This is a genomic window from Acinetobacter lwoffii (genome assembly GCF_024129595.1).
GTDB classification, from domain to species: domain Bacteria; phylum Pseudomonadota; class Gammaproteobacteria; order Pseudomonadales; family Moraxellaceae; genus Acinetobacter; species Acinetobacter lwoffii_O.
Genome location: NZ_JAMXXS010000018.1, coordinates 38670 through 60150, shown reverse-complemented (window position 1 = coordinate 60150; position 21481 = coordinate 38670). Strand labels below are relative to the sequence as shown.

General features: G+C 42.0%; 20 protein-coding genes and 1 rRNA gene. 19 read left to right on the top strand and 2 right to left on the bottom strand.

Features of this window, described 5'->3' with window-relative positions; genetic code table 11:
* The 8 genes from rrf to hisC form a co-directional block, all read left to right on the top strand.
* Positions 1–79: ribosomal RNA gene (gene rrf / locus NI466_RS16055) — 5S ribosomal RNA — on the top strand; the annotation flags it as partial.
* A 198-nt stretch (positions 80–277) separates the two neighbouring features.
* Entirely contained in the window at positions 278–1729 is a 1452-nt protein-coding gene (locus tag NI466_RS09925; protein ID WP_253113676.1) for an RNA polymerase factor sigma-54, read from the top strand.
* A 186-nt stretch (positions 1730–1915) separates the two neighbouring features.
* On the top strand, positions 1916–2248 hold the full coding sequence (gene hpf / locus NI466_RS09920) for a ribosome hibernation-promoting factor, HPF/YfiA family (protein WP_004730744.1): 333 nt from the start codon (positions 1916–1918) through the stop codon (positions 2246–2248).
* Between the two features lie 133 nt (positions 2249–2381).
* Positions 2382–2633 carry a BolA family iron metabolism protein IbaG gene (gene ibaG, locus NI466_RS09915; protein ID WP_004730742.1) on the top strand — a complete coding sequence of 84 codons (252 nt, stop codon included), beginning with the start codon at positions 2382–2384 and terminating at the stop codon, positions 2631–2633.
* 7 nt (positions 2634–2640) lie between these two features.
* Positions 2641–3897 (top strand): UDP-N-acetylglucosamine 1-carboxyvinyltransferase, encoded by a 1257-nt coding sequence (gene murA / locus NI466_RS09910; RefSeq protein ID WP_253173454.1) that lies wholly within the window; start codon positions 2641–2643, stop codon positions 3895–3897.
* The gene (gene hisG / locus NI466_RS09905) at positions 3897–4598 is read left to right on the top strand and encodes an ATP phosphoribosyltransferase (protein WP_004646025.1); all 702 of its coding nucleotides are present in this window, start codon (positions 3897–3899) and stop codon (positions 4596–4598) included. Before murA ends, hisG begins: the two co-directional genes overlap by 1 nt.
* Positions 4599–4784: 186 nt before the next feature.
* A complete protein-coding gene (hisD, locus tag NI466_RS09900; protein WP_253173453.1) occupies positions 4785–6089 on the top strand; it encodes a histidinol dehydrogenase in 1305 nt (434 codons plus the stop codon).
* Positions 6090–6237: 148 nt separating this feature from the next.
* A complete protein-coding gene (gene hisC, locus NI466_RS09895) occupies positions 6238–7326 on the top strand; it encodes a histidinol-phosphate transaminase (protein ID WP_253173452.1) in 1089 nt (362 codons plus the stop codon).
* A gap of 109 nt (positions 7327–7435) precedes the next feature.
* Here the strand turns inward: hisC and NI466_RS09890 are convergent, their stop codons facing one another.
* Complete coding sequence (locus tag NI466_RS09890; RefSeq protein ID WP_253173451.1) at positions 7436–8767, bottom strand: anthranilate synthase component I family protein; 1332 nt, start codon at positions 8765–8767, stop codon at positions 7436–7438.
* A 258-nt stretch (positions 8768–9025) separates the two neighbouring features.
* On the opposite strand from NI466_RS09890, the gene filA reads away from it, so the two are divergent.
* The 6 genes from filA to filF all read left to right on the top strand — a co-directional run bounded on the left by filA (position 9026) and on the right by filF (position 17086).
* A complete protein-coding gene (filA, locus tag NI466_RS09885; protein ID WP_253173450.1) occupies positions 9026–10075 on the top strand; it encodes a putative pilus system protein FilA in 1050 nt (349 codons plus the stop codon).
* A gap of 187 nt (positions 10076–10262) precedes the next feature.
* Positions 10263–11096 carry a putative pilus system C39 family peptidase FilB gene (gene filB, locus NI466_RS09880; protein ID WP_004730731.1) on the top strand — a complete coding sequence of 278 codons (834 nt, stop codon included), beginning with the start codon at positions 10263–10265 and terminating at the stop codon, positions 11094–11096.
* Between the two features lie 34 nt (positions 11097–11130).
* The gene (filC, locus tag NI466_RS09875; RefSeq protein WP_253173449.1) at positions 11131–12336 is read left to right on the top strand and encodes a putative pilus system protein FilC; all 1206 of its coding nucleotides are present in this window, start codon (positions 11131–11133) and stop codon (positions 12334–12336) included.
* A gap of 12 nt (positions 12337–12348) precedes the next feature.
* Positions 12349–14013 carry a putative pilus system OmpP1/FadL family transporter FilD gene (filD, locus tag NI466_RS09870; RefSeq protein WP_004279160.1) on the top strand — a complete coding sequence of 555 codons (1665 nt, stop codon included), beginning with the start codon at positions 12349–12351 and terminating at the stop codon, positions 14011–14013.
* Between the two features lie 7 nt (positions 14014–14020).
* On the top strand, positions 14021–15133 hold the full coding sequence (filE, locus tag NI466_RS09865) for a putative pilus assembly protein FilE (protein ID WP_253173448.1): 1113 nt from the start codon (positions 14021–14023) through the stop codon (positions 15131–15133).
* Positions 15134–15154: 21 nt separating this feature from the next.
* On the top strand, positions 15155–17086 hold the full coding sequence (filF, locus tag NI466_RS09860; RefSeq protein ID WP_253173447.1) for a putative pilus system protein FilF: 1932 nt from the start codon (positions 15155–15157) through the stop codon (positions 17084–17086).
* Between the two features lie 59 nt (positions 17087–17145).
* Here the strand turns inward: filF and NI466_RS09855 are convergent, their stop codons facing one another.
* Positions 17146–17694, bottom strand: a complete 549-nt coding sequence (locus NI466_RS09855) for an NUDIX hydrolase (protein ID WP_161785319.1) — start codon at positions 17692–17694, stop codon at positions 17146–17148.
* Positions 17695–17817: 123 nt separating this feature from the next.
* On the opposite strand from NI466_RS09855, the gene NI466_RS09850 reads away from it, so the two are divergent.
* The 5 genes from NI466_RS09850 (at position 17818) to NI466_RS09830 (ending at position 21436) form a co-directional block, all read left to right on the top strand.
* The gene (locus NI466_RS09850) at positions 17818–18426 is read left to right on the top strand and encodes an NUDIX hydrolase (protein WP_180038493.1); all 609 of its coding nucleotides are present in this window, start codon (positions 17818–17820) and stop codon (positions 18424–18426) included.
* Between the two features lie 24 nt (positions 18427–18450).
* Positions 18451–18978: a gamma carbonic anhydrase family protein gene (locus NI466_RS09845; RefSeq protein ID WP_180038541.1), complete on the top strand. Its 528-nt coding sequence runs from the start codon at positions 18451–18453 to the stop codon at positions 18976–18978.
* Positions 18979–19114: 136 nt separating this feature from the next.
* Positions 19115–19780 (top strand): tRNA (adenosine(37)-N6)-threonylcarbamoyltransferase complex dimerization subunit type 1 TsaB, encoded by a 666-nt coding sequence (gene tsaB, locus NI466_RS09840; protein ID WP_180038494.1) that lies wholly within the window; start codon positions 19115–19117, stop codon positions 19778–19780.
* Positions 19781–19796: 16 nt separating this feature from the next.
* Positions 19797–20621 (top strand): undecaprenyl-diphosphate phosphatase, encoded by an 825-nt coding sequence (locus NI466_RS09835; RefSeq protein WP_253173446.1) that lies wholly within the window; start codon positions 19797–19799, stop codon positions 20619–20621.
* Positions 20615–21436, top strand: coding sequence for a class I SAM-dependent methyltransferase (locus NI466_RS09830; protein WP_290446001.1), 822 nt, complete (start codon positions 20615–20617; stop codon positions 21434–21436). Before NI466_RS09835 ends, NI466_RS09830 begins: the two co-directional genes overlap by 7 nt.
* Positions 21437–21481 lie beyond the last annotated feature (45 nt).

Below are 21481 nucleotides of genomic sequence, written 5' to 3'. Positions count from 1 at the left end.
TTCCCGAACTCAGAAGTGAAACCTCTTAGCGCTGATGGTAGTGTGGGGTTACCCATGTGAGAGTAAGTCATCGCCAGCTCATTATTCGAAAGTCCCCCTCCGCATTAGCAGAGGGGGATTTTTTTATGCGAAAATTTAAGTATTTAAACAATTATTAGTCGCGAAAAGCTAGAAATTTAAAATCCATTTTGTATGTTTTTTGGTAAATCTGTGTTATAAAAAATAAAACGGCATAAAAATTGCTTATAAAACGGGATTTTCTATTAAGGGGGTAACAATGAGATTATCAGTGGGCATAAAAATTGCGAACTCGCTGTCATTAACTCCACAATTACAGCAAGCAATTCGGCTATTACAACTTTCAAGTCTGGAATTGGAACAAGAAGTTCAGTTGCAACTTGATAGTAATCCTCTATTAGAAAAAGTTGAAGAGCAAATTACCCTTGAAAGCTTATCTACAATTGAATCAAATAATGAAAATCACGATCTAACCAATGAACTTAATGCCGATCATCTGCCTGATGACTTACCTGTAGATACTGATTGGGATGATGTTTATACCCATCAACCTACAAGTCTGGGGGCAGCCGAGTTCGAAGAGCGTGAAGATAATCGTCAAGGGCATCAGAGCCTGCAAGAATATATGCTAGAACAAATTAATCTGTTGAATTTTTCACAGGTTGATAAATTAATCGCTTATTGCATCGTGGATTCTCTGGACGACAAAGGTTTTTTAGATGCCGAGTTGAGTGAAATTACTGCATCAGTACAACATTTACTCTCTTCTATGGGGTCTGAAGAAGAAATTGAAGATGATGAGGTTGCCGTTGTATTAAAGCATATCCAGCGTTTGGATCCGGTAGGTGTAGGTTCTAGAAGCTTGGCAGAATGCCTATTGGTTCAACTTGATAATTTACCTGCATCAACGCCTTGTCGAAATGATGCGATCAAACTTCTGCAACATTATGAATTGTTGATTACCAATGAGCTTCCTAAGCTGATCAAACAGACTGGTTTAAATCCGGAGCAGTTGCGCTGTGCTGTAGATTTGCTAAAAACATTGAAACCGCACCCGGGGCTGGAATTTGAAAACAAGGAATCAGATTATCAGGTGCCAGATGTCGTGGTGATGAAAAAGAATAACTGCTGGCAAGTCAATTTAAACTCGGATGTACTGCCAAAGTTACGCGTCAATTCTTTTTATGCCAAAATGATTCGTCGTGCAGATCAAAGCGATGATAATCAGTACCTGCGTAATCAGATGCTTGAAGCGAAGAACTTTATCAAAAGTATCGATGAGCGGCATAAAACATTATTGAAAGTCGCGACTTGTATTGTGGAGCATCAAAAAATGTTCTTGGAAATTGGGGCAGAAGGCATGAAACCTCTGGTTTTAAGAGATATTGCTGAAGAAGTCGAATTGCATGAATCTACAGTTTCGCGTGTAACTACCAATAAATATATGCTGACCCCACGTGGATTGTTCGAGTTGAAATATTTCTTCTCGAGTCATGTCGGAACTACTTCAGGTGGTGAAGCATCTTCTACTGCAATCCGTGCCAAAATCAAAAAACTGATTTCCGAAGAAAATGCCCGTAAACCTTTGTCTGATAATGCAATTGCCAATATGTTAAAAGATGAGGGCATTGATGTGGCACGACGTACGGTGGCGAAATATCGTGAATCGTTACATATTCCTTCATCTTCTGAGCGAAAAGTCTTGATCTAAAATTTGAAATCTGGCTATTCTAGAGATTCATTATGACAGCATAATGAATCTTTTTTTTCTTTTGAGAAGCAGTAAAAATGATTTGATTCAGGACTTAAAATACGGATATTTTATCTATAAGTTGCTGTATTTAAATTATTTTGTATTGTGACTCTTCTAATCCTAACGAAGGTGAGGGATAGAACTATGCAAATAACAATTCGTGGACATCATTTATCGATTACGCCAGCTATTGAAGAAAGTATAAAAACCAAGTTTTCACAGATGACGAAGCACCTGGATCAGGTGAATAGTATGCAAGTGAAACTCTCGAAAGATCATCAAATTGATAAACGCTCTAGAAAGGGCAGTAGTAATCATATCGCAGAGGCTATTATCCGATTACCGGGCATTGAATTTTTTGCTCACGCCACCGCAGATGATATGTATACTTCAATTAAAATATTAACCGAAAAACTCAAACGGCAGATTGATCGATACCGGGAAATGCATTTACAGCAGCATCCTTTAGCCCTATAAAGGACAAATGATGAAAAAGAGGTTTTAAAAGCCTCTTTTTTTTATATATATAATGTATGGATCCATGAATTATTTTTGCTATTTATAGTAAAATGGCTCGTTTTACACCCTTAGTCCTATAAGAGGTCTTGTGATGAATAATGAACAGCTCGCTGAAATTTTAGAAGCCGCTTTTCCAGAAGCGGATGTTGCTGTGAGTGGTCAGGGCGGAAAATTTGATCTCCGTATTGTGGATGATCAATTTGAAGGTAAGCGTCCAGTTGCACGCCAACAAGCTGTTTATGCTCCTCTCAATGCCCATATTGCCAGTGGTGCAGTTCACGCAGTAACGATTCGCGCGATGACAAAAGAAGAATGGCGCAAAGCAAGCTTATTTGGAGCTTAATCATTTAATGGATAAATTTTTAATTCAGGGCGGTATCAAGCTCGAAGGTGAAGTGCGCATTTCTGGTGCAAAGAATGCAGCACTTCCATTATTGGCAGCAATGATTCTGGCTGATACCCCGATTACGCTCAGAAATGTTCCTAATCTAAAAGATGTCAATACGTTGGTGAAGCTGATTGCTGGTCTTGGGATTACCATGACCTATGAAGGCGATACAGTCATTGCTGATACGTCTACATTAGATAACCAGTTCGCACCGTATGAGCTCGTAAAAACTATGCGCGCTTCTATTTTGGTGCTTGGGCCTTTGTTGGCGCGCTACGGTAGTGCAAAAGTGTCTTTGCCAGGCGGTTGTGCGATTGGCTCCCGTCCTGTCGATCAGCATTTGAAAGCTTTAGAAGCTTTAGGTGCCGAGATTGAAGTCGAAGCTGGTTATGTACATGCCAAAGTCGATGGTCGCCTGAAAGGTGGCGAAGTCGTTTTTGATATGGTGACTGTAGGTGGAACAGAAAATATTCTGATGGCTGCCGTGTTGGCCGATGGTGTGACCACGATTCGCAATGCAGCACGTGAACCTGAAATCACTGATCTTGCGCAAATGCTGATCAAGATGGGTGCCAAGATTGAAGGTCTGGATACCGATACTTTAATTGTGACCGGTGTCGAAAGTCTGCATGGCTGTGAATATGCTGTAGTTGCTGACCGGATTGAAACTGGTTCATATCTGGCAGCGGCAGCGATCACTGGTGGTCGTATCAAAACCACGCATACTGATCCGTCCCTGATGGAAGCGGTGCTGGACAAGTTTGAAGAAATGGGTGCAGAAGTGACCCGTGGTGATGACTGGATTGAGCTGGATATGCTGGGTAAACGTCCGAAAGCTGTCAGTTTCCAGACCTTGCCACATCCGGAATTTCCAACTGATATGCAAGCCCAGATTATGGCTGTGAATGCCATTGCTCAAGGCTTTTCGACAATTTCTGAAACGATTTTTGAAAATCGTTTCATGCATGTTCCTGAATTGGCACGTATGGGCGCCAATATTCAGGTTGAAGGTAATGATGCTGTCGTGACTGGTGTAGAAAAACTTTCAGCTGCACCCGTAATGGCAACAGATTTACGTGCTTCATTCTCTTTGGTGCTGGCAGCACTTGCCGCTGAAGGTGAAACGTTGATTGACCGCATTTATCATATTGACCGCGGCTATGAAGATGTAGAAGCAAAGTTACAAAGTTTAGGTGCCCAAATTAAGCGAGTAAATTAATGAGCGATATGAGAAACGATGATCCAAACTTTGACGTAATGGGCAATTTTGATCATGGTTTAACTTTGGCATTAAGTAAGGGGCGTATCTTAAAAGAGACTTTACCTTTGCTAGAAACAGCAGGGATTAATCTTTTAGAAGATCCTGATAAATCTCGTAAACTGATTTTCCCGACCACGCATAAACAGGTTCGTATTCTAATTTTACGTGCTTCAGATGTACCGACTTATGTTGAAAATGGTGCAGCCGATATTGGTGTGGCCGGTAAAGATGTATTGATGGAACATGGTGCGCAAAACGTCTATGAACCATTGGACCTGAAAATTGCGGTATGTAAATTGATGACCGCCGGTAAGGTGGGGATGCAACGTCCTAAAGGTCGCTTAAAAATTGCGACCAAGTACGTGAATTTGACCCGTCAATACTATGCCAGCCTGGGTGAGCAAGTGGATGTGATCAAGCTGTATGGCTCCATGGAACTTGCACCACTGGTTGGTCTGGGTGATTACATTGTTGACGTCGTAGATACAGGCAATACTTTGCGTGCCAATGGCTTAGAGCCACTTGAAGAAATCTGTAAAGTGTCTTCACGTTTAATCGTAAACAAAGCTAGCTTCAAGCGTAAGCAAGCGTTGTTAAATCCGATTCTGGCACAGCTTGAAAAAGCAGTAGAAGAACGTGAAAAGGCCAAACAGGCTTAAGTTTGCTATTTAAAAAAGCCGTCCTTTCAGGGCGGTTTTTTTATTCGATTGAACATAAATACGATGTAAATTCTTTCATCAATTTTACCAAAAGTTATTTCCAATAAAACTCATAGGGCTAGAGCACTATAGCTGCCGACAAAAGTCTGGAAAACAGGTAAACTAAAGCCTTCGAATTCAAACCTGATGGGTAAATTGATGCGACGTTTATCGACCCAAGATCAAAACTTCAAGCAAGCATTTGCTGACTTGTTGGCTTTTGAAACTGTTAATGATCCTGAACTTTTAAAAACTGTAGACCAAATTATTGCTGATGTTCGTCAACATGGTGATGCTCAAGTTCTTAAACTCACTCAACAGTTCGATCGACATCCGGCACATCAATTTTCAGATTTAGAGTTAAGCCAAGAGCAACTACAAGCTGCCTTTGAGGGCTTAACAACTGAAGTGCGCGAAGCTTTGGAGCTTGCTGCAGTACGCGTGCGTGAGTTTCATCAGGTACAAAAACAGGATGGCTGGACCTACGTCGATGCTTTAGGAAATACACTCGGTCAGAAAGTGACTCCACTGGATCGTGTTGGGATTTATGTACCGGGTGGTCTGGCGTCTTATCCATCTTCTGTATTGATGAATGCAGTGCCTGCACATGTGGCGGGTGTTCCTGAAATTATTATGGTAGTGCCTGCGCCGAATGGTGATTTAAATCCATTGGTACTGGCGGCTGCATATCTGGCAGGCGTAACGCGTGTCTTTACAATTGGTGGCGCGCAAGCGGTTGCGGCATTGGCTTACGGTACAGAAACTGTCCCAGCAGTAGATAAAATTACCGGCCCAGGCAACCGTTTTGTTGCTGCGGCAAAACGTGCGGTGTTCGGTCAGGTCGGTATCGACATGATTGCAGGACCTTCTGAAATTTTGGTCTATGCCGAAGGCCAAAATAATGCTGAATGGTTGGCGATGGATTTACTTTCGCAAGCTGAACATGACACTGTGGCACAAGCCATTTTCATCACACCAGATGAACAGTTGCTAAATGCCGTTGAACAGGCAATAGAAATGCATCTGGCAACATTGCCAAAGGCAGAAATTGCCCGTACTTCGATTGCCAATCGTGGTGCTTTGGTGCTCGTAAAAGACCGTCAGGAAGCATCGGATTTGATTAATCAGGTGGCACCTGAGCATTTGATGTTATGTTTAGATGATGCAGAAGCAATGTCTGATAGCATTCGTCATGCAGGTGCAATCTTTATGGGTCGTTATACGCCTGAAGCCATTGGTGATTACTGTGCCGGGCCAAACCATGTCTTGCCAACTTCAGGTACTGCGCGCTTTTCATCGCCACTTGGTGTCTATGATTTCCAGAAGCGTTCAAGTCTGATTATGTGCTCACAAGAAGGTGTACAAACTTTAGCAAAAACTGCGGATATCTTGGCGCAACAAGAGAACTTGGATGCACATGCACAGTCAGCACGTTATCGTTATCAATCATAAATAGCATTACAACCTCTCCCTGACCCTCTCCTAAAAGGAGAGGAGAATTTAAACCACAAAAATCTTGTGTCTTTAGTAATGAAAATTCCTCTCTTGCGCCATATATGGCTCAGGGAGAGGTTAGGAGAGGGTTTAAAGAGAATACAAAATGAATATCACAACAGAACAAATGCGTTTTTGGAGTCCTGAAGTACGTGAATTAAAACCGTATACTCCAGGCGAACAACCAAAAATCCAGAATATTTTAAAACTTAATACCAATGAAAATCCGTATCCACCTTCACCCAAAGTGGTAGAAGCGGTTCAAAAGGTACTTGCGAATTCGGCAGATGTTTTGCGTTTGTATCCAGATCCGGATGCATCTGAACTGAAACAGGCGATCGCTAAACAGCAAAATGTACCTGTTGAAACCGTCTTTGTCGGCAATGGCTCAGATGAAGTCTTGGCACATATCTTTAAAGCATTTTTTGTTCAAGAACGGCCTGTACTTTATCCAGATATTACCTATAGTTTCTATCCGGTTTATAGTCAGTTTTTTGGCGTCAAAACCAAAATCTTGCCACTGAATGATGACTTTGAAATTGTTGTGGATGACTATAAACAAGCTAATGGCGGTATTATCATTACCAATCCGAATGCACCGACCAGTATTGATCTGGGCTTGGCGGCCATTGAGGAAATTCTGCAAGCCAATCCGGATTCAGTGGTGGTAATTGATGAAGCCTATGTCGACTTCGGTGCTGAATCAGCAGTCAGGCTGGTTGAGAAATATGAAAATTTAGTGGTATGTCAAACCACATCGAAGTCACGTTCTCTTGCAGGTCTGCGAGTAGGTTTCGCAGTTGCCCAGCCTCATTTGATTGCAGCACTTGAAGCAGTCAAAAATAGCTTTAACTCTTATCCGATGGACCGTTTTGCGATTGCTGCAGCGGTCGCTTCATTTGAAGATCAGGCCTACTTTGAAGCACAAAATGCAAAAGTGATTGCGAGTCGTGAAAAGTTGGTGTCCCAATTAAATGAGCTAGGTTTTAAAGTTTTACCATCGAGTGCCAACTTTATTTTTGCCTCATTGCCATCTAAGGATGCAGGTGAGCTTGCAAGTGAGCTGCGTGAACGTGGCATTATCGTGCGTTATTTTAACAAGCCACGTATTAACCAGTTCTTAAGAATTACCATTGGTACAGATGAGCAAAATCAGCGTTTAGTAAATACGCTAAAAAATGAGATTTTGATATGATTAAAATCCCTCCTAGCTTCCCTTTGAAAAGGGAGGAGTTTCCTCTTTGAGTAAAGGAGGGTTAGGGGAGCTTCGTAGAAAAAAGCGAATCAAATGATTCGCTTTTTATTTATTCAGGCTGATACCATGTATTTAATAGATCCAGCATCGCTGAAACTTTATCAAAACATTCCTGATATTCTGCATCACAATCTGAAGAAATGGTAATTCCACCGCCCGCCCATAAAGAAACATCTTCTTGATATTTTTGGAGGGAACGAATCAGAATGTTCCAGGAGCCGGTACCATCAAAATTAAAATAACCCATTGATCCACAATAAGCTCCACGTGCTGCACCTTCCAATTCAGCAATAATCTGCATGGCACGAATTTTAGGTGCCCCCGTAATTGAGCCACCTGGTAGGGCTGACATTAGCACCTCGAAAGGATTCACATCCGCTTTTAAGGTCGCTTCTACTTCGCTCACCATATGATGCACTTGATTAAAACTTTCGATATTAAATAATTTGGGTGTTTTAACCGAACCTGTTTCCGCATAAATACTTAAATCATTACGTAATAAATCCACAATCATGACATTTTCTGCCTGATCTTTTTCCGATGCTTTTAAGGTGTGTTTAGATTGTTCATCCAGCACTGGATCGCTATGGCGTGGCATGGTGCCTTTAATTGGTTTGGTGATAATTTTCCGATTTTTTTCGAAGTCAATAAATAACTCGGGTGAGCAGCTGAGTAATTCAAAATCACCAATACACAAATAACCCGCATAGGGCGCTTCGGTTAATGTCCAGAATGCTTGGGCAGTGGCTAAGAGGGAGCCTTGGGCACGACCTTTAAATTCTTGGGTCAGATTAATCTGATAGCAGTCACCTGCAACAATATAGTCCTGAATTTTCTGAAAAGCCTGAGTATAGACAGATTTGGCCCAGCGTGAGGTACAAGGATTTTTTAAATGAAATGTCGGGTGAATTTTATCTTGATTAAGTAGGTTCTGAATATGATTGAAAATCTGTTCTGCCTGTGGATCATCACTATAGAACATCCAGCCATCAGGGATTGGTTTAATGTAGGAAGGAAATTGACCAATAAATAAACCAGGTTGAGGACGATCTGGATACTGAATATATTGTTGAGCCGCATAATCGTAGCCAATAAAACCGACATAGCCTCCATGAAATCCATTCTTTTGAGGATTTTTTAATGCATCAATCACTAAATTAAACTCAGATGGGCTGGGCTGATAGTGTTCAATCCCTGTTCTTTTAAAAGACTGAATTTGTGATGTCTGCGCCACAAAATATTCTTGAGCGCAGCAGGCAATAAAAGGCTGACCATTATTATTTAAATACACCAGATGATCTAATGTCTTCAATGCGGATAATAGATCTGTAACCAGACGTGATTCAAACTTTAAGGGACGATGATAGAGAGCTTCGGTCATTCAGTTATGGAGAGTTCAATATGACTCACTATTTTATATCAAGAAGTCAGGAAAATATTTTTAAATCATGAAATACCGTTTATCGGTAAGCGACAGATTGCGACCAACAACAGTTGATCAAAAACTGACTCGACGCTAATTTAAGTGGGCTAGCAAATTACTCAAGGAAAGATGCTTAAGCTGTCAGAAAATAAAAAATACAGCCTAAACACTGAGTAATTCACAACCAAAAAAATAGTACTCTTGGGAGAGTAAACAATGAAAAAATTTACAAAATTAGTTTTAGCGACTTCAGTTGCATTTAGTGCCAATGCGATGGCGATGCAAGCAATGGATGATGCATCTCTAAGCGAAACAACGGGTCAAGACGGTTTGACAATTGGTATCGGCATCTCGAAAATTGCTATTGAAAAATTATTTATCCATGATAACGACGGTTTAGCGCCAAAAGGTGTTGCAAATGAGGCGGGTTTCGGAGGTACTTCTACAGCAGGTGCGATCGTAATCCGTGGTAAGACTGATACAGCACCTGATGCTGCTGCTCTTGCTGATCCTACTACTGCAACGCATGGTGTAGTAATCGGTGCCAATTATGACAATAATGGTGCCTATTTACTTGCATCCCGTAACCTTGCTGACTTGGTAATTGATTCGGATGCTGGTGCTGGTAATCCTTTCATTAATGTTGCTGCACAAGTATCGGGTCTAGATATCAAAGTTGGCCGAATTGGTGTAACTGCATCTGGTACAGATGATCCGGATTCGATTCGTCGAGGTGGTGCCGGTGTTGTAAACGACATCATTAGTGGTTTTGACGTTAAAACTGGTGTGATAAATGCCAATATTCAACTGGGTGCTGCTCCACAAGGCGCTATGATCAAGATGAATAGTGTAATGGTAGGTGGTCTAGAAATTAAAAACCTAGGTATTTTAGATAACTCGTCTAAAAATAAAGCAGTGGGGCTTGTAGGTACGACTCCAGTGACTACACGTGAAGCCGGTGAGATTTTTGTTGAAAGTATCAAAATTGCAGATGCGGATTCTAATGATTTAACCATTAGTCAGAATATTTCTGTATATAACGATGCTTATGTAGGTACTACAGCTCAGTTAGGTAAGGCAGCGCATGTTCGTATTGTAAGTAATGATACTGGGGCGAAAGACCAATACATTAAAGGTATTCATTTAGGTAACCGTGAAGCAAGATCATCAATTGGTGATATGGAAGTTCAAGGTTTACAAACTTTCTACTCTCAAGCTCAAGGTAGTTATACTAAAGGCGCAATTATTACCATTTCGGGTCACTAATCTTTATTTTAAAAAAGCGCGTGTTTACACGCGCTTTTTTATGACTATCTCACTTATCTAAAAAATAAAAAAAATACTGTATTTTTTTGAAAAAGCAGGTATCTTTCTAGTTACAGGGAAGTAGAGTGAATGCTCTATAAAAAGAAAAATAGGCACATCATGCCCATTATAAGAAAAGTTAATAATTATGTTAGAGATCGCGTTGGGCTCGGCATTGATGTATTACGCTGCCAAAGAAGCTCTGGATATCAAAAAACAGCCGAATGGGGCTGTTCACTATACTGAAGTTCTTGATTCAAGAAATGACTCTTTTGTGCGTATGCACCGTGAAGCTGTGGAAGTAAAACCGGCACTTCTGGATCAGTTTCAGGGCATTGTACGTCAAGCTTATGACTATAGTTGTGGTTCGGCAGCACTGACGACCCTCCTCAATGGTTATGTCGGTACACAGCTGGATGAGCAGCAAGTCATGAGCGGGCTGATGAAATTCGGTGAAACGGATAAAATTGTTGAACGCCGTAGTTTTTCTCTGCTTGATATGAAGCGCTTTGTTTCAGCCTTAGGGTTGGAAAGTGGAGGCTATCGAGGAGAGTTCAAAGATTTAGTCAATCAAGATCAGCCTGCCATTGTTCCGATTTCTTATGCGGGATTTAAGCATTTTGTAGTTTATAAAGGTTATAAAAATGGCCGGGTTTATGTTGCAGATCCGGCACTTGGTAATATCAGTTTTGAGGAACGGCGTTTTCAGGATATTTGGGAAAATAATACTTTGTTCCTGATTAATGTACCTGAACAATATCGCAAAAATTTTCTAGCATTAAAAGAATCAGATATGCGCCATGTAGAAGATGCTACGATCAATCGCTATGCCTTGGTTGACATGCAGTACCCACAATTTTATATGGACAAAATTGCTGATAAAGCTTCTACGATCCGTATGGACCGTAATCGTAATACAGAATCAGAACAATTTGGGGAATATCAACATAACTTCCTGAGACTGTATTACAAGAATAAATAAAACGAAAAACAGTAATAAAAATTAAAATGGTGAAATGGATATGAACAGTAAATGGATGAACAAGACGTTCTTGGCACTGAGCATTCAAATGGTAATGGGCGTTGCATTTGCTGCAGAAGAACCAGCACTAGGTGAATACGAAACAGTTAATGAAGAAGTTGTTGTTGAAACTGCTGCATCTGTACCCGATCAAACTGGGCAAGTCGAAACGCAGGCTGCAGAAGAGTCAGAACTAGGTGAATATGAAGCAGTTGAAGAGGCTGTCGTGGAAACAGCAGCACCTGTAGAGACTCAGGCTGGCCAAGTAGTAGATGCATCTCAAGCTTTACAGCAACAAGAAGGAGATGCTACTCAGGCAGCTAATCTGGAAGAAGTATTTACGTCAAATGAACGCCAATACTCTCTGATAAAACAAGGCGAAATTTCATCATATTACGATATTGATTATACCTATTATCGAGACACTCAACTCGATATAGAAATGGCTCAGGGCCAATTGTATCAACTACGTGTTCAAGAAAATGCAACACATAGTATGACTAATACTTTCACTTTCCAATATGGCGTGAAAGATAACCTGACCTTGACTGCATCCCTACCTTTAGTGGCCAAAACTGACTTGTTGAAAGATACCTCTACTGCGGGTTTGGGTGATATTAGTTTGGGTGCTCGCTGGGAACCCTTTCCCCTAAAAGCGGGTCGTCTGCCTCTGATTTTATTTGGTAATTTATCGACCAAAACGGGTGACAGCCCTTATGAAATTAATGCCGCGACAGATCTGGCAGCAGGAAAGGGCTATTATTCTGCTGGAGTAGGTGCTAGTACGCGTAAATACATTGACCCAGTCGTATTGTTTGCATCAGTTTCTGCGAACTATGGTTTTAAAGAATCGGGCCTGAATCAGCGTCGAGGTAGCCGGATTATTGAGGAGTTTGAACCTGGTGTTAGTGGAGGCTTTGCCTTTGGTTTCGCATATTCATTTAACTATGATGTTTCGATGACCATGTCCTATCAGCAGAGCTTTAATACTGGTGCGGAATTTAACTATAACACTGGTGAAAGTTATTCTGCTGCAGATCAGACCAGTTCTACCTTTGCAATTTCCTTAGGTGTGCGAGTCTCTCCAGAAACAATTGTTAATGGTACCGTTGGCCTAGGGCTGACCGAAGATGCACCGGATGTTTCGTTGGGATTATCATTCCCACTTGATATTTTAGGTTTTGGTAAAAAAATCAGTTAATAGGGGTGTCGTATGAAAAACATTCGACTTAGCCCGTTATTAACAGGAATTATTCTTGCGGGCTGTTCAAGTTATACCTTTGCACAATTGGGAACCAACCTTTCAGTTGATTTACGTGCACTATCCATGGGGAATGCCGTCACTGCAGATCCTCCAGGGGTCAATGCCATCCACTTTAACCCGGCTGCACTGACTAAAATTGATGGTCTGCAAACCGAACAGCAAATCATTGTGGCTAATTTTGATATCCAGCGTGAGTTTTCAGTACCCGCCGGATATAACGTATTTGGCTATTCTGATGATCCTATTGTCTGTAATGATGGTCCTGAAGTTTCATCTGATTTGTGTACCGATTTTAAAGGTCCGGTCAAAGGCGATGTGGAATATGTCAGCCTTTATGTCCCTTTTCTGAAAAAAATGGTGGATTTAGGCGAAGGTCTTCCTTTGACTGCACCGACCATGGGGATCGCATACAATCCCCCTGGATCGAAAGCCACTTATGCGACTGCTGTTTATGCTCCTCTCATGGCAGGTTTTGGTCATGAAGATGGGAACCCGGCAAACTTTATGGGACAGCAGGTTGCTTTAGAGCGGATTACCTATCTGTCACCATCCATCGGTTATGAGGTCAATGACCAACTGTCGATTGGTGCTTCTATCGGGATGTCTTATCAAGCCATCGGGATGAAAACGGACTTGCGTTTCCCGAATGAGTTGATTGGGATGTTGCGTATGATCGACGAAGTCGTGTGTACGCCGTTTAAAGAAAATTCCGACATTATTACAGATATTCTTTTGCTCGGGATCTGTAATGCGGATGAGGGGATGAACCCATTTGGCAAGTTTGGTCAAATGCAACTGGAGCTTGAGCAGAACTTAAGCCCAAGTTATAACCTGGGAATATTGTGGGAACCGCGCGAAGACTTTAGTTTTGGTATGGTGTACCAAAGTGCTGCAAAAATGCGCTTAAAAGGTAAATATCATATTGATAATGCCAAAGCTCCTCAGGAAATGATTAAAGGTTTAATGACCTCACCGACCGGCCAGATTCTGGCTGCAATTCTTGGATTTCCTAATTACATACCATCGAGTGAATCTGGTCTGGTGTCGCAGGATTTTGAATATCCGGCGCATTTTCAGGCAGGTATCAAATATAAAGTGATGCCAGATTTGCAAGTAAATTTTGATATTGGCTGGACAGATTACAAGGTCTGGGACGAATTTAAGTTCGAATTTGATCGTACCATTTCAGCCCTAAAAATTGCCAAAATTTTGTCTGCCAATGTTACTGACTCAACCTTGGCTTTACCGATGGGATTTGAATCGCCGTGGAACTTTGGTATCGGGATGGAGTATTCCGCTACAGACCGTTTGAAGCTTCGGGCAGGTTATGAACCACGGACCAGTGCTATTCCAAAAAATAAGCGTAATACCATGGTACCGATCAATGGTGCACAGTTATTTGGTTTAGGTGTGGGTTACCGTTTTGATGCAGACACTGATCTGGATCTATCAATTGGTTTCTTGCGTAGCAAAGATCAGATTCCAGCAAATACCAGTAGTTTAGCCAACCAGACAGGGGTAAATAACCTGTTATTAAACCCATATGCAGGTTTAAACGTAAAAACAGATACCAAAATTACAATTTTAGGTTTGAACTATCGCACGCGTTGGTAAGGGAAAAATGATCAAGACAAGGAACGTTGGATTGACAGCGGTACTGGCATTAAATCTGGTATCCGTGTCTTTTTATACAAGCGCTAAAGAATTTATTACGATTATTGGTCCAGATGGCCGACCATTAGTCGTACCCCGTAATAATGCAGAGAAAAAAACTGAAGACAAATCTCGATTGTTGAAAAAAGTAGAAGCTGCAATAGTTCAGCCTGTAACTGTAAGACAAAACATAGAAAAATTGCCCGTCGTAGAAAATAGGCAAGTTAAACTTAAGCATGACCATAATATGGTTGTACAACCAGTACAATTACATACCGCGCAAGAAAAGATTCAGTCTAAACCACAATTAAAACCGGAATCTCAAGCTATTCAAAATCCTGATGCTGGAACTGAATCTTCTGTTGCTACTATACACAAACCGGGATTTAGCCAGGTTGAAGGCATTAAATATGTGGATAGTGAGTATCTGGAAAATAAAGAATTTAATTTGGAAGGCAAAAAACGTTTCTATAGCATGCCCGAAGGAGTAGTAGATAAAAATATTGGAACTACCCGGATCCAGACAATTGAACGTGAAAAAGGGGTGGGACAATCCGTATTAAAATCCTTGTTTCAAACGCCAGAAGTAGATCCCGGTCCTGTAGTACTGGCTCAAAGTTATTATCGTATTTCACAGCCGGAGACCATTGATAGCTTGGGCAAGCAATGTTTTAATGATAAAAAAATTAAAAAAGCGAAAGAAATCAGCCTTAAAAAAGCAGTTAACCTCTGGCCTCGTGCGCCTCTTAAAGCAGACGAATTTGATTTTGAAGTGGTAAAGCTTCAATCCGATATCCAGAATATTCAGATCAACTCTTATGCCTCTAGCCAGAAAAATCCAACGTATTATTGGCCTTTTGTTGTATTTTTAGACAGTCGTGGTTGTGTGCTTGAAGGAGCGGGCGGTTATAAAAATCAGGAAGAACAGGCGAATATTATTCAACATGAGCGTATCGAAGGGGTTCTCCAGATTCCTGCTCAAAGTGGATATATATTATTGACGCCTTTGGCCTCCGCGATAGATGTTGAAGACAAGATGCTGACAAATCATGGACAACTAAAATTAGTCGCCATTCGATAAGGACTATTCGAGTACAAAAAGATGAAAAATAAAATATTATTTCCATTCGCTTTAACCACACTTTTAACGGCACTGAGCGGGTGTGGTGGGGAAAGTGCCAATGTCATTCCAGAAAAAAACGATGAAGCCACGACCAATGGTACTTGTACCCCGGGTACAACTAACTGTGTGGAATGGGGGCTGGAATACCCGCTCGATGGTTTGAACTTTAACTGTAGTAGCGATACAGAAAATACCTTTATTACGTTATTTGACAGTAAAAATGGGGTTGCTTCTGGAACCTGTCAAAAGACGGATAATATTGAGTTTTATATTCAAAGTTTTGCTTCGCGCAAGATTAATTTAGGTCAAATTAAACTCAGCGATTATGCTAGTTTTAGTGCCCAGACCCAGCTGCCGCGTTTAAGTGTAATCGATATTGCAACTGGGATTGCTCGACGTCCGGTAGGGGATTTGGTGCCTAATGATCCTACCGTTCAGGTGGCCATGCGTCTGGTTAAAATTCTGCAAGCTTTGGCACTACAAAAGGGAAGTATTGTTAATCCATCTGATGTGCAACCTTTATATATTACTGAAGACATGCGCAAAAATTTGGCTAAAATCAGTGGAAATATTAGTCTGACTGATACTGATTTGGCGACTAAAATCAAAGATTTTGTTGATATCAGCACAATTTCGGATGAGGTTGCTTTTACCACAGTCAAAAAACTGGTGACGATTACCAACGCAGCTGTGTATCAGCCAGAATTTTCATTATTTTCAACATCCGGCGTGATTGGAAGTAACCTGACGGGTTCAGATGGACTGGTGGGTTGTAATCAAAGCCCTTGTGATATTAAGAATAAGAATACTAAATATTTATTTGGCCATTTTATGCTGATTACCGATCGCCAGGGCTATACCTTTGGCAGTGGCCTGCAATGGCGTGATACTCAGTCAAAAGTGGCGAAAGAAAATTTATCCTCCTTAGGGGGAGTTAATGCTGAACTCATCCGTAAGGTGAAACCGGTACAAATGACCGCTGATCCACAAAGTTCATGGATTCATCCAACCAGTAAAACCATTAACACGCCTTACCGCCTGAATGTCGTAAATAATGCGACTCAGCTTGAGTTGTATCAAGGCAGATTATTGAATGATTATGTGATCGCGGGTAAAGAAGCTTTCTATAAGGTGGTGACTGACAAAAAATCGCTGGATACTTCCGATCAAGCCAACTTGGGGTTGTGGCGTTTGCAGGCCGATGGTGAAAACTATACGGGAAGCGTTGATCTCTATAAGATTTTCCCGATTAGTTATCTGGATCGTCAGGTCTTTAAAACAGCGCAGAACGTGGCAGATAAGGAGAAATATATCTTCCCAATGTATGCCAATCTGGAATTTAAATTTACAGATACCACTGTCAGCCCAATTACTTTAGGAATCGTCATTGACAGTAATGGTGATGTACGCACCAATATGCAATCCTCTAGTAATTTTGCGACTGATCCGGTGAATGGCTGTCAAGGTGATGTATTGGCAGCTACGCTCTTAGATCATCAAGGCATACAACAATATCGCCTTGGAACTTTGGGACGTGCATTTGTGGCTGATAAAGCGGTTTCCATGCGCCTGATTTTGGCCAATGAAAAGTTTGGTAATATCAATGGCGCATTGGTAGGGGTAGACTCACGTATCCAGTCTTCACCGGATTCTAGGGATTCGATTGTGATCGGTGGTGCACTGCTCAATTTGTCTAATGTGTTAGATACTAATGTCGGCCAGAATGGGCGTGTAACTTTCCTGAATTCGGCAGGTGATGGGGTACAATGGGCCAATACCTATGCGAGTTTTCAAAAAGTTTATAATAATAACAATGAGGGTGAAACACCGGCAGATATTAGCCTGGCAAAGCTAAACGGTGGTTCGGTTGAGTTTAAGCTCGCGGATTGCTATCAAGTCAAAGCTAAATAATATTCTTTAAAAATAAAAAAATCCCATCTTAGTATGGGATTTTTTTATGCATATTAGATTTAACCGGTATGGTCTAGACGCGTGCCTAATGTTTCCAGATGCATTGGAAAAATATTATTTTTACGGTCTTCAAAATAATGTCTGAGGGTATGTTCTACACTCGGGAAGGCAAGTTCAGTCCAGGGAATATCTGCTTCATCAAATAAACGTGTTTCGATGGTCTCTTCACCCGCACCAAATTTTCCATCAATCAGATTGGCTTTAAATAGGACATAAATCTGACCAATACGTGGAATGTTATACATACAGTACAACTGTTCAATGTCTACTTCAGCTTCGGCTTCTTCGCGGGTTTCCCGGGCAGCCCCTTGCTCCATGGTTTCAAACAGTTCCATATAGCCGGCAGGTAAAGTCCATAAGCCGTAGCGTGGTTCAATGGCACGACGGCACAACAGTACTTTGTTTTCGAATAAGACTAAAGCGCCACAAATCACTTTCGGATTAATGTAATGAATAGAGCCGCATGAATCACATACGCTGCGAATTTGCTGATCGCCCAAAGGAATTTTAGCAGTGGTTTTATGTCCACAATTCACACAGAAGTTCATATTCATCATCAATGATAAAAGTAAGCTCAGGATAACTGAAAAAGCAAAATTTGGCATCATTTCTCTCCCGCCCCGACTAAAATCAGCTATGATGAAATTATGATCATCGTCAGGGCTGAGAGAATGGATGCATGTGAATTGACACAAAGGTTGCAGCAACGCTTACGTTTTTCCAAGCGTATCCGATCTGCGCATGCTGCCGTGTTGATTGCAATTACAGATGAAGCTGACCCGAAAGTATTGCTGACGCGCCGTTCAGCTTATTTGAATAATCATGCCGGAGAAGTCTCATTTCCGGGTGGCAAGCGCGATCCGCAAGATACCAGTAATATTGTGGTGGCTTTAAGGGAAGCCTATGAGGAAACGGCTCTCAATCCTTTTGATGTACATTTAATGGGTGATTTACCCATGCAAAAAGCCCGCAATGGCATGCTGGTCAAACCGATTGTGGGACTGATTCCTCCGCAAGTGAAGCTGATTCCACAACCGACGGAAATCGACCGGATTTTCTTTGCCTCATTGCAGCATTTACTTGAAGTGACGCCCACACCTTATGAAGTTCGCTTTGCTCAGCAATCTTTATATTTTCCGAGTATGCGGATAGAAAATGAAGTGGTTTGGGGCTTGACCGCACGTATGTTGATTTCTTTATTTCAATATGGGCTGGATTATAAAAAAGACTGGCCATTCTTGCTTAATTCTCCAACGTTTAAACGCTCCAAATTTTTTTAACCATTGAATAGGATTTTATCAATGTTGTACAAATTTCAGGGACACTTACCTACCGCTATACATCAGCCCTGGGATGGCTGGGTGGCACCGACGGCCACAGTGATTGGACAAGTTGAGCTTGGACGCCAAGTCAGTGTCTGGTTCGGTGCTATAGTGCGCGCAGATAACAGTAAAATTAAATTGGGTGACTTTAGCAATGTGCAGGAAAATGCAGTGCTGCATACGGATGCCGGCATTGAGATGCAGATCGGTAATTATGTAACGATTGGGCATCAGGCCATGCTACATGGTTGTACCATTGGCGATAACAGCCTGATCGGGATTCAAGCAGTCATTCTAAACAATGCCGTGATTGGCAAGAATTGTATTATTGGTGCCAATGCCTTGATTCCGGAAGGCAAGATCATTCCAGATAATTCAGTGGTGATGGGCTCACCCGGTAAAGTGGTAAAAACGCTGGATGAGGACAGCATTCAGAAACTGAAAATGAGTGCCATGCATTATGCCGAGCATTTTCAGAAATTTCAGGACTTGGAAGAAGTGCAACTCTAAGGCACTCTTTTAATAAGTGAATCATAAGCCTAGATTTTCTAGGCATTTTTGTATCTGTTTCGGGAAAATCTCGCGTAGCGGATATGAGTGGAGTATCATATCCGCGTTTTTTATATTCTCTGAATTAAGGTTGTGCATGAAAGTGCTGGCATTGGAGACTGCCAATGAGCAGTGTTCCGTTTCTGTAATCGATGATACTCAAGAACTATTTTTTCAGCTTGATGCGCGCGCCAAGGCACAAACGCAAACGATTCTCCCGATGATTGAACAAGGTCTGCAAGATCTTGGGCTGGCCATTGCTGATTTGACCGCGATTGCCTTTAGTCGTGGTCCGGGTTCTTTTAGCGGTGTCCGCATTAATGCTGCCGTGACTCAGGCCTTGGCTTGGTCAAATGATGTGCCGGTGATTCCGGTGTCAACTTTGCAGGCTTTGGCACAAGCAGCCTATCGTTTACACGGCCTCACGCAAGTGTCTGCGGTATTGGATGCCCGCATGAGCGAAGTTTATATCGCAAGCTATCAACTGGATGCACAAGGGATTATGCAACCGGTCGATGATGAGCAACTGTTAAGTTATGCAGAAGGCAGCCAAGCTGTACGGTTTACCCCGGTAGGTTCAGGTGCTGAACTGGTACAAAGCGAAACTTCAATTTATAAAGATGTGCATGCGACCGCACAGGATATTGCCAGCATTGCACGTGCAGCGGCGCAAGCAGAAAACTGGGTGAGTGCAGAATTGGCATTACCCGTATATTTACGCGATAACGCGTGGAAAAAAATTCCAGAACAAGGCAAAGCATAATTAATTAGGATAAAGCATGGATCTTTTACTGCTACTCAAAGCGGCCATCATGGGTATTATCGAAGGCATCACCGAGTTTTTGCCTATTTCCAGTACCGGTCATTTGATTTTGGCATCAGAATTAATGAATTTCTGGACCAAGGAAAAGAGTGATGTATTTGTCATCGCGATCCAGATGGGGGCAATTGCTGCCGTTATTTATGAATATTGGGCACGTCTTTGGGGTGCAGCGACCGGGATTGTCAGCGGTGAACCGCAAGGTCGCCGTTTAGGCATTGGCCTGATTCTGGCTTCTATTCCGATTATATTGATTGGTCTGACTTTGGGACAAACTGTCAAACAATTACTGTTTAATGATATTGCCATCGCCATTGGTTTGATCGTCGGTGGTTTGATCATTATCTGGATTGAAAAGAATCCACCACAAGTCCGTGTGCATGAAGTTGAAGAACTCAGCATTAGAGATGCGATCTGGATTGGCCTGATTCAGGTTTTATCCTTGATACCGGGAACTTCCCGTTCAGGCGCAACCATTGTCGGTGCAATGTTCCTAGGTGTGTCCCGTAAGGCAGCGACTGAATTCTCATTTTTCTTGGGTATTCCGGTCATTATCGGTGCTGGCCTGCTGGATCTTTATCAAAGCTATGATGTCTTAAATACGACTGAAGACTGGACCGTGATCGGAGTTGGGCTTCTGGTTTCCTTTATCTCGGCATTGATATTAATCCGAGCGCTGGTCGCTTATGTGGCCAAACGCGACTTTATGATCTTTGCCTGGTATCGTATTGCTTCGGGTCTGCTAATTTTATTATTTGCCTATACGGGTTGGAAACTATGGTAAGCGCGATTCGCTTATATACCGAATCTGACTATCAAGAGAAAGCACAGCACTTTGAGGCTGTGCTTTCTTCTCGTGGGGTGCAGGTCGAGATTGAAACTGTTGAAAAACTCAATGCACGTTTTTTCCGTTTAAATCCTGAACTGGCACTCTGTGTCGATGCTGACGGACTCTGGTTATGTGCCAACGGCATGAAGATGCAACCGGACTGGCAAGCGGAAACCGGGCGTTTAAAACGCGCATCGTTGAAATCGGAAATGATTGCACGCACCTGTAATTTAAGTGAAAAACCAAGCTTAGTCGATGCGACTGCGGGTCTAGGGCATGACAGTCTGTTGATGGCACATTTAGGTGCGCAAGTCACCCTGGTTGAACGGCATCCGATTCTGTTCACCTTGCTTGAAGATAGCCATACACGTGCCCAGTCGGATGCATTCCTGAGTCAGGTCGTATCACGGATTCATTTGGTCTTTTCTGATTCAGCCGATTATCTGCAGCAACAGGCCCAGCAGCATAAAGTTGTCGATGTAGTTTATCTTGATCCAATGTTTCCACAGCGGGATCAAAACCAGCAGGCAGTCAAAAAGCAGGCGCAGGTCAAAAAACAGATGCAGCTGTTGCATATGTTATTGCCTGAAGATGGTGAAATGGATCTGGGCGATAACCTTTTAGAACTGGCACAGAAAATTGGCAAGCGTGTCGTGGTCAAACGTCCGCGTCTGGCGGTATTTCTGGCTGGAAAAGAGCCAAATCATCAATGGCAAGGCGATGCTTGTCGCTTTGATGCGTATTTTCAGCATGAACTTGTAGCTGAATAGGATAATGGCTTCTTTATTAAGCAAAGATTTGTTATATATTTAAAA